At 46.9% G+C, this 12,698-nt stretch carries 15 protein-coding genes; 11 read left to right on the top strand and 4 right to left on the bottom strand.

Translation table 11 applies throughout. The annotated features are described in order from the left end of the window. Positions 1-124 precede the first annotated feature (124 nt). Positions 125-616 (top strand): phenolic acid decarboxylase, encoded by a 492-nt coding sequence (locus ACQQ6X_RS24105; RefSeq protein WP_149035324.1) that lies wholly within the window; start codon positions 125-127, stop codon positions 614-616. A 93-nt stretch (positions 617-709) separates the two neighbouring features. Here ACQQ6X_RS24105 and ACQQ6X_RS24100 read toward each other — a convergent pair whose 3' ends face one another. Both ACQQ6X_RS24100 and ACQQ6X_RS24095 read right to left on the bottom strand, forming a co-directional pair. After that, entirely contained in the window at positions 710-1,099 is a 390-nt protein-coding gene (locus tag ACQQ6X_RS24100; RefSeq protein WP_063211390.1) for a winged helix-turn-helix transcriptional regulator, read from the bottom strand. A gap of 165 nt (positions 1,100-1,264) precedes the next feature. Beyond that, positions 1,265-2,608 carry a glycoside hydrolase family 30 protein gene (locus tag ACQQ6X_RS24095; RefSeq protein ID WP_305167383.1) on the bottom strand — a complete coding sequence of 448 codons (1,344 nt, stop codon included), beginning with the start codon at positions 2,606-2,608 and terminating at the stop codon, positions 1,265-1,267. 213 nt (positions 2,609-2,821) lie between these two features. Here ACQQ6X_RS24095 and ACQQ6X_RS24090 point away from each other — a divergent pair, with 213 nt between their 5' ends. From ACQQ6X_RS24090 to ACQQ6X_RS24060, 7 genes are all read left to right on the top strand, one after another. Next, the gene (locus tag ACQQ6X_RS24090) at positions 2,822-3,502 is read left to right on the top strand and encodes a response regulator transcription factor (RefSeq protein ID WP_305167382.1); all 681 of its coding nucleotides are present in this window, start codon (positions 2,822-2,824) and stop codon (positions 3,500-3,502) included. Next, positions 3,499-5,268 carry a sensor histidine kinase gene (locus ACQQ6X_RS24085; RefSeq protein ID WP_305167381.1) on the top strand — a complete coding sequence of 590 codons (1,770 nt, stop codon included), beginning with the start codon at positions 3,499-3,501 and terminating at the stop codon, positions 5,266-5,268. The genes ACQQ6X_RS24090 and ACQQ6X_RS24085 overlap by 4 nt, the downstream gene beginning before the upstream one ends. Positions 5,269-5,291: 23 nt before the next feature. Then, positions 5,292-5,801: a CDP-diacylglycerol--serine O-phosphatidyltransferase gene (gene pssA, locus ACQQ6X_RS24080; RefSeq protein ID WP_305167380.1), complete on the top strand. Its 510-nt coding sequence runs from the start codon at positions 5,292-5,294 to the stop codon at positions 5,799-5,801. Positions 5,802-5,823: 22 nt separating this feature from the next. Continuing rightward, the gene (locus tag ACQQ6X_RS24075) at positions 5,824-6,321 is read left to right on the top strand and encodes a DedA family protein (RefSeq protein ID WP_305167379.1); all 498 of its coding nucleotides are present in this window, start codon (positions 5,824-5,826) and stop codon (positions 6,319-6,321) included. Between the two features lie 81 nt (positions 6,322-6,402). Beyond that, positions 6,403-6,819, top strand: coding sequence for a phosphate-starvation-inducible protein PsiE (gene psiE / locus ACQQ6X_RS24070; RefSeq protein ID WP_149035329.1), 417 nt, complete (start codon positions 6,403-6,405; stop codon positions 6,817-6,819). Between the two features lie 55 nt (positions 6,820-6,874). Next, complete coding sequence (locus tag ACQQ6X_RS24065; protein ID WP_149035330.1) at positions 6,875-7,882, top strand: AI-2E family transporter; 1,008 nt, start codon at positions 6,875-6,877, stop codon at positions 7,880-7,882. A gap of 144 nt (positions 7,883-8,026) precedes the next feature. Next, complete coding sequence (locus tag ACQQ6X_RS24060; RefSeq protein WP_305167378.1) at positions 8,027-8,587, top strand: NADPH-dependent FMN reductase; 561 nt, start codon at positions 8,027-8,029, stop codon at positions 8,585-8,587. 91 nt (positions 8,588-8,678) lie between these two features. Here the strand turns inward: ACQQ6X_RS24060 and ACQQ6X_RS24055 are convergent, their stop codons facing one another. After that, positions 8,679-8,897 (bottom strand): ketopantoate reductase C-terminal domain-containing protein, encoded by a 219-nt coding sequence (locus ACQQ6X_RS24055; protein ID WP_305167516.1) that lies wholly within the window; start codon positions 8,895-8,897, stop codon positions 8,679-8,681. A gap of 292 nt (positions 8,898-9,189) precedes the next feature. Here ACQQ6X_RS24055 and ACQQ6X_RS24050 point away from each other — a divergent pair, with 292 nt between their 5' ends. Genes ACQQ6X_RS24050 through ACQQ6X_RS24040 form a run of 3 tightly spaced genes read left to right on the top strand, consistent with a single transcriptional unit; the run spans position 9,190 to position 12,397 of the window. Beyond that, positions 9,190-10,362, top strand: a complete 1,173-nt coding sequence (locus tag ACQQ6X_RS24050) for a radical SAM/SPASM domain-containing protein (protein ID WP_305167377.1) — start codon at positions 9,190-9,192, stop codon at positions 10,360-10,362. A 25-nt stretch (positions 10,363-10,387) separates the two neighbouring features. Beyond that, positions 10,388-11,389 carry a radical SAM/SPASM domain-containing protein gene (locus tag ACQQ6X_RS24045; RefSeq protein WP_305167376.1) on the top strand — a complete coding sequence of 334 codons (1,002 nt, stop codon included), beginning with the start codon at positions 10,388-10,390 and terminating at the stop codon, positions 11,387-11,389. An 18-nt stretch (positions 11,390-11,407) separates the two neighbouring features. Next, positions 11,408-12,397: an AsnC family transcriptional regulator gene (locus tag ACQQ6X_RS24040; protein WP_305167375.1), complete on the top strand. Its 990-nt coding sequence runs from the start codon at positions 11,408-11,410 to the stop codon at positions 12,395-12,397. Between the two features lie 211 nt (positions 12,398-12,608). Here ACQQ6X_RS24040 and ACQQ6X_RS24035 read toward each other — a convergent pair. After that, a partial coding sequence (locus ACQQ6X_RS24035) for an IS3 family transposase (RefSeq protein WP_305167515.1) occupies positions 12,609-12,698 on the bottom strand: 90 nt, incomplete at its 5' end.

Genomic DNA, 12,698 nt, shown 5'->3' with positions numbered 1-12,698 from the left:
ATCACAGCGTTACAATTTAAATGTAACTAAAAACATGTTTATATTTACATGTTTGAGTGAACTGTTTATTGTTTTGGTGTCCTGTTCAATTCACAAACTCATAATAAGGAAAGAAGGATGCAAGATGGACAAGTTTATCGGTAGTCACATGATTTACACCTATGAGAATGGCTGGGAGTACGAAATATATATTAAAAATGAGGATACGATTGATTATCGCATTCATAGTGGTATGGTAGGCGGACGCTGGGTACGTGATCAGAAGGTCAATGTGGTGAAGCTGGTAGAGAATGTGTATAAAGTATCATGGACCGAACCGACAGGCACAGATGTTTCTTTGAACTTTATGCCTGAGGAAAAACGGATGCATGGTATTATTTTCTTCCCTAAATGGGTTCATGAGCATCCGGAAATCACGGTGTGCTACCAAAATGATTTTATTCCACTGATGGAAGAATCGCGTGAAAAATATGAAACCTATCCGAAGTATGTGGTTCCTGAATTTGCGGATATTACCTTTATCGAAAATGCAGGTGTGAACAACGAAAAATTGATTTCCCAAGCACCTTATGCTGGAATGACAGACGACATTCGTGCAGGGAAGCTGAAAATGTAATCGAACATTGCTGATGAACGTAAAAAAGCCTAGACTGTGATGAACAGTCCAGGCCTTTTTACGTTTATTGGAGAATGAATTGATCATGAGGGATCACACGGTTGTGACATCCTGAACCGCTTCTTCCTCTTTCCAGATCACGTTCTCACGATAGTTAGATCCCCAATCGTACATCGCTTTCAGTACCGGAATTAAGCTTTCCCCGTGCTCCGTGAGCGAATATTCCACATGTGGAGGAACGACGGGATAGACTTTACGTAGAATGAGTTGATCTTCTTCCAGCTCGCGCAATTGGTTAGTTAGCATTTTTTGCGTAATATGGGGAATCAGCTTCTTCAATTCACCGAACCGCTTGGTGCCTTCCATACCCAGATGCCACAAAATAATCAGCTTCCATTTGCCACCGATGACCGCGAGAGTCAATTCTTTATCACAATTAATCAGCTTCAAATCAATCCGGTCTTTTACAGTTGTGATGTTCATCGACCTCCTGTCCGTAGTTATTCCAAGTATACTATGTATAACGACAGTTTCGCAAAAGGAGATACATCCATTTTGGAAACTAAGCATACGTTTGGATTATGGATCGATTGAAATCACAATCTGATGATGTGCGCCAGGCTGGAAGCTTCCAGAAATCTACGATGGTTAAGCAGAAATAACAATGGTGTTAAAGGACTCAGGTTTCAGCTCCAAACGGTGTGTTGTTTCTTCGGCAGACAGATTCAGCACACGAGATTCCTTGAACGGGTTAGCGATAACCAGAACTCTTTGTCCGTCTGTATTTTGAAAAGCAACCGCATTTCCAGCCCATGAACCTCGAATTCCAATGCGTCTAGCCCCTGGTAATACAAAATGGGAAAAGTGCTTCATCACGTAATATTCCGGGTTCAGAAGAGGTTTTCGATCCGCTGGATCAACGGTGATCATCGAATTTTGCTCCCAGCCCCATGTGCTCTTGCCTTTCGGCTCCAGAATCATATTCCAGTAAATATAAGCGTTCACCCCATTGGTGAAGTAGTGCTGATACAGGTTATACACATATTTGGCGTAGTCCCAGGAGTTTTCTCCGTTCCCGCATTCATTTTCGGTTTGCATGTAACGCAGCTCAGGATAGCTGGCCACGGTGCGCTGAATGGCATGTTTGCCTGCCCACTGGTAGCCTACCCCTTTAATATATTTGTAAGCCTCGGGGTCACTTAACACGGTGTGGGCATATTCATCAAATCCGGTCGACGTCTTCTTCATTAATTCCTCCCACGGATCAGGGGCGTTAATAGTACCCAGCCAAATTTCTGTATCCAATCCGTGCTCCTCAAAAGCAGGACCCAAATAGTCACGAATAAATTCACGCAGCTGCTCCCCGGTCCATACACAGGAAGGAAATTTCTGATCGGCAATGACTTCGTTTTGAACATGAACCTGATGAATGGTAATGCCTGCCTCGCGGTATGCCTGAACAAACTTGACAAAATACAATGCGTACGCTTTCAAAACATCCTTTTCCCAGCGCAGCGTTCCGTAATTGTAGGCTTTGGGTGATTTCATCCATGTCGGCGGGCTCCAGGGTGAGGCGAACAGCTTCAAGTCCGGATTGAATTGTAACGCTTCACGAATAAAAGGTATGAGATATTGATGATCCCGCTCAATGGAAAAGTGCTTCATCTCTATGTCGCCATCCGTTTCATTGTGACTGTACCATTCCAGCGCGTAGTCACTCGCTCCAATAGGAAGACGGCATATTGTGAATTTGTGCTCGCCCTCCGGGTGAAAGAGAGCATGAAGCACCTGAGCTCGTTTTTCGCTGTCCAAATGATTCAGGGCCACATAACCCAATTCATTAAAACAGCCGCCAAAGCCTTCTACAAGCTGATATGTTTCTCCCGTAAGGGTTAGGTTGGCACTCTCTTGGGTTTCGGTCAATTGACGAGCTTGGGATTGCCAAGCACCTGCTTGGGAAGTGGAAAACCACTGAATGGTTGGATTGCTCATATGTTACCCTCCTGTTCAGGCTTTTTGTTTCTCTACATATTATAGGGTAGGATCATAGGGGAAGAGATGGCCTGAACCAAGACAAATTTGCCCTAATCCAAGGTAAAATTTGCGGATGAGAAGTTTTTGTAGATTAAGAAGTGTTAAGAACACATAAAGTACACATCTCTTTGATAAGCTATGGTCCTAGAATGACCGAAAGAGGGAAGTCGATTGAATAAAAGAGTTCTTCTCGTGGAGGATGAAATACGTATTCGTGAAGTCATTGCGGATTATTTTAAACAAAATATTTGGGAAGTCTATGAAGCAGGTAATGGAAAAGATGCGCTCCTCTGGTTTGAGTCGGTTGAGCCGGACCTGATCATACTCGATATTATGATGCCTGAGCTGGATGGTTGGGAAGTATGCCGTCAGGTACGCAGCCGTTCCGGGGTGCCGATTATTTTGCTAACGGCCAAATCCGGGGATGATGATAAAATATTGGGCTTTGAGCTGGGGGCAGATGACTACGTGACCAAGCCTTTCAGCCCCAAGGTGCTGATTGCCCGCGCGAACGCGCTGATGAAACGGGTGGAGGGACATGTGCAGCCGGAGTCGCATATTTTGCGGTTCGGCAATGCTATGCTCAACACGATGGCTCATCGGCTTGAGGTGGAGCAGGCAGAAGTTGAGCTGACGCCAAAGGAGTATGAGCTGCTGCGGCTGCTTATACATAATAAAGGCATCGTTGTTTCACGGGATGCCATACTGAACCGGGTATGGGGTATCGATTTTGCAGGGGATACACGAGTTGTTGATACGCATATCAAAAAGCTGAGAAGTAAGCTGGGACGTGAATCACGCCATATCCGCACGGTGTTTGGTACAGGCTACAGGTTTGAGGAGGAAGAATGAACAAACGGGGAGTTACCTTTAAGTTGTTCATTATGACGGTTGTATTTTTCCTGTGTTTTTACGGCATGGTGATTTTAAGTCAGTTGCTGTTTTTTGAAGATTTTTACCAGAAGCAGAAGATTGGGCGTGTGGAAAGCCGCTTGCAAAGCTTCGCTCAAAGTTATGTCCAGGAGGCCTGGGGATCGGGCAGGGTTTCGCGTGAGGCAGCCCGTTTTATGCTTCAGAATAAAAACCAGTTGGCGATTGTAACGCTGGACGGCAAGGTAAAGCTGGATGATGCGTTTCATATCAATCTCAGAAAAGCAGATGGTAAAATCGTTAAAATATCGCTGTCCTTGTTTATGAATGAGTACGGAGATGAGCTGAGAGCTGCCCGGATTCAGCCTGGTGATCAAGTTACTGTTGAAGGTGATGTGCTGGGAACCGACGGCATCTCTTCTGCCAATCTAATTTATCCAACAGGCATACAGAAGCTTGGTTTCAAAAAAATAGGATCGACCTCGGAAGAGACAGGCGCAGATGACAGTGTAAGGTTGTCCGGTACGGTGACAGAGATTGTACTGCCGGATCTGAAAACCTGGAGTCAGCGACAAGGTTTACTGTTTAGTGCGCTGGAGGAATGGTTTCCTTTATCCCAGGATCATTTGAAGAGGCTTAGAAACTTTGAGGTGTTGGAGGAAGAGTGGACGGAACCTTGGACAGGGGTACGCAATGCAGTTATCGTCTATCCTGTTCGTCAGAGCACAGGCGAGATTGGTCTCCTGTTCACTGTGACATCGTTGCAGGAAATCAGTGAGACGAATGAGGCTTTACGCTGGTTTTATCTGTATCTGGGGATCGGCGGATTTGCACTCATTTTGATTTTGTCCCTGTTCTATTCCCGAATGGTAACCCGTCCGCTTATTACTTTGAATAATGCCGCCAAGCGGATGGCCAAGCTCGATTTTACAGCCCATACGCCAATTCGGCAAAATGATGAGCTGGGCAGTCTGTCCTACAGTATGTATACCCTGTCCCAGAACCTGGACACAGCTTTACGCGAGCTTCAGGAGGCCAATCGGCAATTGGTCGAGGACATGGAACAGAAGCAGCGGATGGAGGCTGTGCAACAAGACTTTTTTGCCAATGCTTCTCATGAACTGAAAACCCCGCTAAGTATCATCAAAGGATTTGCGGAAGGACTACAAGATGGGGTTAGCGCCGGGAAGCAGGATCATTATATGAAAGTCATTGTAGAGGAAGCGGACAAAATGGAGCGATTGGTCAAGGATATGCTGGACCTTGCCAAATTGGAATCCGGAACCCTCAAGCTTCGCAAGGCGACCTTTATCTTGAGTGAGCTGGTGGAGGAGGTCGTGGATAAGCTCTTCCACCTGTTGAAGGAGAAGAAGCTGGAAGTGGTCATTATTCCTGCCAATGAGCTGCCGATTCATGCCGATATAGCATGGATGGAACAGGTGATTATCAACTTTGTTGTCAACGCCATACGGCATGCCGAGGAAGGAAGCTCCATCACGATTCGTATCGAAGGCTCTGGGGAAGTCAATACGTTTTCCATTGAAAATAAGGGCGAGACTATCCCGGACGATCAGCTAGAGCTGATCTGGAATCGTTTCTACCGGGCTGAGCTGTCCCGTAGCCGCCAGACAGGTGGGACAGGACTCGGGCTGTCGATTGTTAAACGGATTCTGGATTTACATGAATTCCGCTATAAGGTGGAGAATACCAAGGACGGCGTCCGTTTTGTCGTTATATTCGGAGGCTAAGCTATGGCAAAGGAGTTAACGAAATGAAATGGAATTGGTTGCCCTCGCTTTGCACGCTTGCAAATCTGGGGGCCGGGGTCCTATCCCTGTATTTTACGATTCATGAGCAATATATGACCGCCTTTACCCTCGTAGTGGTGGCTGCCTTATGGGATGTACTGGATGGTTTGCTGGCCAGGCTGCTGCATTGCTCCAGTGATTTTGGCAAGCAGCTTGATTCGCTGGCGGATGTGGTCTCATTTGGAGTTGCTCCTGCCTTTCTAATCTTGCTGTACAGGCTCGGTGATACTCATTGGATAGGACCGCTTGTAGCTGTGTTGTTTGTGATATGCGGTGCGGTGAGGTTGGCGAGATTCAACCTGATGGCTTTTAGCAAAGGCTTTGTGGGTATGCCCATAACGGCTGCGGGTGTGATTTTGTCATTTGTGTTTTTATGGAGTGAGCATTTGAAGCCGGAATTGTTGCTGGCACTCATGGTCGTGCTGTCATTCCTGATGGTTAGCCGTATTCCCTTCCCGTCCTTCAAAAAATAATCGGTCAGGAGGTGGCGTTCCTATGGAATGGGCCATCAGCATGATTACACAATACGGATATATTGCTATTTTTGCACTTCTTGCCCTTGGAATTATTGGGCTACCCGTTCCTGATGAAATTATTATGGTGTTTGTCGGCTATCTATCCTCTATCATGGTACTGAATTATTCCGTATCTATATTAGTGAGTTTCATTGGAGCAATGACCGGGATGATGATCAGTTACACGCTAGGCAAAAAGCTGGGGCAGCCGCTCGTAGATAAGCACGGCAAGTGGGTAGGACTGACACCGAAGCGGTTTGCACGGGTAAAGGGCTGGTTTGCGCGTTTCGGATTGTGGACCATTTTGTTCGGTTACTTTATTCCAGGAGTCAGACATGCAACAAGCTATTTGTCAGGGCTGAGTGCGATGCCTGTCCGAAAATATATGCTGGTGGCCAGCGCCGGTTCTCTCGTATGGACGCTGATCTTTATCTCCATTGGTTATATTGCCGGGGCGAATATACTTTTATTAAGATAACCGCAAAAGTAATGTAGCATTTTTCACGTATTGCGCCGATAATATATAAAAGAACCTGTACAACCAGTGAGGGGATCTGTATTGAATGCATTAATGAAGTATATTAAAAAGTTACCAGGTTTTCTGCAAATGATCTTGAATATCTCGCTGTTTTTAGTCGGATTGGTTCTAAGCTTCTTACTTCTAAAAGAAACATGGTCCATATTTTCATATGTGTTCTTGTATACAGAAGCCGACAAAAATTACTATGAATTCACGGAAGAGCTGCTTGTATTTTTCTTGTATTTTGAATTCATTGCATTAATCGTTAAGTACTTTAAAACCAATTTTCATTTTCCATTACGTTATTTCATCTATATTGGGATTACAGCCGTCATCAGGCTCATTATTGTGGACCATGACGATGCTCAAAATACATTCTGGTGGTCCATTGCTATCCTAGTCATGGTAGGTTCTCTATTGATTGCTAACAGTAAATTGTTAAAGAGAGAAAGTTAATGCATGAGAAGATGGCAAAGGTGACAGTCAAGTAGGAGAGAGGGAATAAAGACGAATGGTAAGAAACTGGATGAATCATGCAGGCGTCAGGCGGGGAGCTGTCCTTGCGATAATCGTTTTACTGCTCTTCATGTTAAGAAGCATGATGAATATTATTTTGTTAACACTGCTGCTTACGATCCTGATTGGCAGTATATATAACGGTGTGAACAAGCTGATCAAGCGGTTCGCCAACGTGCCGCCTATGATCGTGCTTCTGCTGGTATATGGGTTGCTGATCTTGATTATCGTGTGGGGAGTGTACCGAATGGTGCCGCTAATCAGCGTACAGGTCAAGCAGGTATATCTGATGATTCAGCAAGCGTATATGTATCCGGACCGTAACCAATGGAACGAAACGATTATTGAATTTATGGACACGCTCAATGTTCAGCGGTTATTTGAGCCTGGCTGGAATGCGGTAATGAAAATCAGCCAACTGGGAACACAACTGCTGGTATCGATTATTTTAAGCTTGTTCTTCCTGATGGAAAAGTCTTATATTACACGCTTTACAGCTACATTTGTGGATAGTAAGCTGGGTTGGTTCTTCAAGGAAGTGGGCCATTTTGGACGCATGTTTCTGGGAACATTCGGGAAGGTGCTGGAAGCTCAACTATTGATTTCACTCATCAACTGTATATTGACGACGACGGCTCTTTGGATTATGGGTTTCCCCAATCTGCTCGGCCTCGCGCTCATTATATTCTTGTTGGGATTGGTGCCAGTGGCGGGTGTATTCATTTCCCTGATCCCGCTCGGTCTGATTGCGTTTAGTGTGGGGGGAATCAATTATGTGATTTATTTGGTTATTCTGATCGTGGTGATTCATGCGATTGAAGCCTATTTCCTGAACCCGAAGCTGATGTCATCCAAAACCAATTTACCGATCTTCTTCACCTTTGTTGTATTGATTTTCTCTGAGCACCTGATTGGGGTGTGGGGTTTGATTGTAGGTATCCCGTTGTTTGTTTTCTTCCTTGACCTGATCGGGGTACAACGCAAACAAGAGAAGGATACCTAATATAGCACTACACGAAACGAATATAATAATGACCATGGATGCTTGATCACAAATGCCTGCGATGCCGCAGGCATTTTTTTGATTTTCCTGGCGTTGACTGTAGTACACTGAGTATCAAGATTAGATCAAGTTAAAAGAAACGAGATGATATGGATGGAACAGAAGATTAAGATATTGGCTATATCGGGGAGTCTTCGTCAAAAGTCTTCCAATACCGCACTTATGAAGGCTACTATAGGACTGGCTTCTGAAAATGTAACATTCACGGTATATGATGGTTTGGGGAACCTGCCCCATTTTAATCCTGACTTGGATGTAGAGGAGGGACCAGCTTCCGTAAGAGAACTGCGGGAGCAATTGAAACAAGCTGATGGAGTGCTGATCTGTACGCCGGAATATGGGAATGGTGTGCCAGGTGCTTTAAAAAATGCCTTGGATTGGCTCGTATCTTCAGGTGAATTTGTAAATAAGCCCACAGCAGTCATTAGCGCCTCACCGTCCCCTATGGGCGGTAACCTGGCTCACGCTTCGCTGCTGCTCACATTGCAAATGATCAATGCAGAGATTGTGGAAAATGGAAAGGTCATTATTCCACATATCACATTAAAGCTGAACCAAGAAGGCATCATTACAAACGCTGAAACTAGACAGGAACTGGAAGCATTACTTCAGGGGCTTGAGCAAGCATGCAAAGGACAGGTATAGAAAAATCCAAAGCAGATCCTTCATCATAGAAGGATCTGCTTTTTCGGATTGCCACCTACTTCGTATTCAACGGCAGGCATTCATCAGTTATCTAAATGTTAGTTGTGTCCAACAAACGCTCATAGACCTTTAATCGGGCATTCACCGTTTCAAGTATCGGATATGACATATTACGATTAGAAGCCAATGCCAGAAGTGCACCGTGCAGATGACTTGCTTCAATCGGTAGATTTTTCTGCATATCGCGTTGCATGGATGACATCATCTTCGGCCTTAAGGATTCCATCGTTTTTAGCGTATGAGCCTCCATTTCTGAATGAATAGCAAAGTCCACCTAGCAATTTTTCAGCTATAAGAAAAAAACATTTCGGCCACGACCTTTTTGATACCGGCAGCATTGCGGGTAAACGTACCTAAAAGCGATACTCATATCGCTACTTCGGAAGCATAAGCTCTAATAAGACGCCGTCAGGCGCTTCTTATTGCAGACCCAAGCATTAATGCGGCGCAAGAGCAAGATAATAGCGCATATCCTTATTCTCACAAGTTATTTTAAGATAAAAAGAACGGGTATCTAATTATAGGGAGATGAGGGAACGGAAATGATTAATGTAACGAAACTACTTACTGGTATGAAGGGAGAAGGCGATGACCTTCGTTATACCATTAAGCCGGGACACAAACCGCATGGCGTTTCCGCGGGCAGAGGGCCTGTCGTCGTATGGAATTCGACACGGGCTTGCAACTTAACCTGTAAACATTGTTATGCGAATGCCTGTCCTGCCCATGATCCCGATGAAATGTCGACGGAGGAAGCTAAGGGGTTTATTGATAATCTGGCCACCTTCCAGGTGCCGGTACTGCTTTTTTCCGGTGGAGAGCCTCTGATCCGTAAAGATATTTATGAGCTGATTTCTTATGCGTCAAGCAAAGGGCTTCGGCCGGTAGTATCGACCAATGGCACATTGATTACCATGGACAGAGCGAAGATGCTAAAAGAAGCAGGGGTTAAATATGTCGGTGTAAGCCTGGATGGGCTGGAAGAGCGCCATGATGAATTTCGCGGGCGAAAAGGAGCCTTTAAGCAGGCGCTCCAGGGTATCCGAAACTGCTTGGCCATTGGTCAGAAGGTAGGGGTCCGGTTCACGATCAGCAGACATACATATGAAGACTTGGATGGAGTCCTTGATTTGATCGAGCGAGAAAATATTCCTCGGGCCTGCTTCTACCATCTCGTCTATTCCGGCCGCGGGAGCGCTCTGCAGCAAGAGGATGTTACCCATGAACAATCCCGGCATGCTCTTGACCGGATTATGGCTAAAGCGATGGACCTGCATGGCAAAGGCAAACCGGTGGAATTGCTCACCGTTGATAATCATGCGGATGGCGTTTACTTATACCAGCGGATGATGGAGCACGACCCGGAGCGCGCGGCTGAGTTGCTTGGCTTGCTTCAGAGAAACGGCGGCAACCGTTCCGGAATAGCCATCGGCTGCGTGGATTGGCACGGCAACGTCTATCCCGATCAGTTCACGAGAGATATCGAAATCGGCAATATCCGCAAGCAGAAATTCAGCGAGATTTGGCGTGATGCCGCTCATCCGCTAATGGCCGGCCTGCGCGACCGTAAACCGCTGCTAAAGGGACGCTGTAGAGAATGCAATTGGCTGGATATCTGTAACGGGAATTTCCGGGCCCGGGCTTCGGTAAGCGGTGATTTCTGGGCGGAGGACCCATCCTGTTATTTAAGTGACCGTGAAATTGGAATCGTATAACACTGGAAAGGATGGCTGAATACACATGCTCGTTTCCTGGAATGTGACCAAGAAATGCAATTTATACTGCGAACACTGCTATCGCGACTCGGGGCCGACATCGTCTGTAGAGGACCAGCTAACCACGGAGGAAGGCATCCGGCTCATTGATCAAATCAAGCAGGCCGGATTCAAGCTTCTCATATTCAGTGGTGGCGAGCCCTTAATCCGTGAAGATCTCTGCGAATTGATCGCGTATGCCTCGTCTATCGGCCTTCGTCCCGCACTTGGCAGCAACGGCACGCTCCTGACCGCCGCCAAAGCTGCGGAGCTGAAAAAAGCGGGTCTGGGAGGCATTGCGATCAGCATAGACAGCGCCACGCCTGAGTATCACAACCGGTTCAGGAATGCGCCGGAAGGCTGGCAGCAAGCATTGGAGGGCATCCGTTATGCTCAGAAAGCCGGTCTGAGAGTGCAGATTAACATGACGCTGACCGAGGGCAATATGGATGATTTCGGGCAGGTTGCCCAGCTTGCCGAGGAGCTTCATGTATCCTCTCTGCACCCGTTCTTTCTCGTCCCGACCGGACGGGCCGTCCATATCGAAGAAGACGGGCTGAAGCGGGAACGGTATTACTCGGTTCTGCGCAGTGTTCTGTCCAAACAGAAATCAACATCCCTTGAAATCAAACCGACATGCGCTCCCCAGTTCATGCCGCTTGCCAAGAGCATGGGGCTGGAAATGCGGTACACGCGCGGTTGTCTGGCCGGGATCTCCTATTGTTCGGTGCTGCCGAGTGGCGAGGTCCATATTTGTCCGTACCTGCCGGTCAAGGTGGGGAATGTTCGCGAGCAGCCTTTTGATGAAATATGGCGGGATAATCCGGTGTTTCGAGATTTAAGGGACTTCAAGAAATATGAAGGAGAATGCGGCTCCTGTCCCGATGTGGGGATTTGTGGCGGCTGCCGGGCGAGATCGTACTATTACAGCGGCGGCAATTTCATGGCCGAAGAGCCGTGGTGTTACAAAAGATCGGCGGCGCTGTAAGCTGGGGAGGTGGGAACAGTGGACCTGGATTCGAACGACCGGAAGCTGCTGAATCGGCTGCAAATCGGGCTTCCTCTGGTCAGACGCCCTTGGAATGCCATTGCGGAGGAACTGGAATTGCGCCAGGAAGATGTGCTTCAAAGGCTTGAAAGGCTGAAGAAAGAGGGATTCATCCGGCGGATCGGCGGGGTGTTTAATCCGGCGGGACTGGGATTTAGAGGCTGTCTGTATGCGATGGCAGTCAGGGAGGAGCTTTTTTATCAGACCGCTGCTGTCGTCAACAGGTATAGAGGCGTAACCCATAACTACCGCCGGCGCAGCAGGCTCAATATGTGGTTCACGCTGACTTCCCGGACCGAGGAAGAACGGGGGGCTATTCTTGAAACGATCCGTGAAGCGGCGGGCGGGCCGCTGTTATATGAGTTTCCCTCCGAGCAATTATTTAAACTAAAGGTCTTCTTGAATATGGAAGAAACGGCTGGTGCATCAGCTATTACACCCAGCCCGAACTTGAATGGAGTCGCAACTTCCAAACAGGAACCATGCAAAATAGAAATAACGGATTTGCAGCTGATCCGCGAACTGCAGGGAGATCTTCCGTTGTCAACTGAACCGTATACCGATATTGCCAATAAGACAGGTTGCAGCTTGGAAGAGGTGTTTCTGCGCTTGCAGGCGCTGCAGGCAGGAGGAGCACTCAAACGAATCGGAGCCGTTCTAAAGCATAGGGAAGCGGGATTTTCAGCAAACGGCCTGTTCATCTGCGTACTTCCTGAGGAGCAAATACCTGAGGCAGGAAAAAGGCTGGCCGGTTATTCGGAAGTCAGCCACTGCTACAAGCGCCGGGCGCATCCCGATTGGCCGTATAATTTATACGCCATGATTCATGGACCCGATGAAGCGTCTGTTCGGAAAGTTGCGGAGCAATTTGTTCGGCGGGAAGACATCAAGGATTACGATATTCTGTTCAGCACGGAAGAACTGAAGAAAACGAGCTTTTCGATCTAAAGCGCTTCTTATATTCACACGGATGCCGTCTCTTCAAGGACAGCGTCCGTTTTTCGTGTTGACAGGATAACGCTCTTTGACTATATTGAGTTTATTCGTAATGCTTACAATTTTACACAGATCGGAAGTACCTAGCGTGCAGTCTCAAAGCATCGGCAAAGGCCCCGCTAACCTTAATGAATTGACCCCAAAAAGTTAGACACAGACAGACTTAGGCTGCTACAGAGGACTGAATGCGGTATTCTACCGGCGACAGTCCTCTGAGCTTTTGTTTGGTTCTTCGATAGTTGTAGTAGTGAAT

Source organism: Paenibacillus ottowii, assembly GCF_050516475.1.
In the GTDB taxonomy this organism is placed as follows: Bacteria; Bacillota; Bacilli; order Paenibacillales; family Paenibacillaceae; genus Paenibacillus; species Paenibacillus ottowii.
This window is presented reverse-complemented; position numbering and strand designations above follow the sequence as displayed.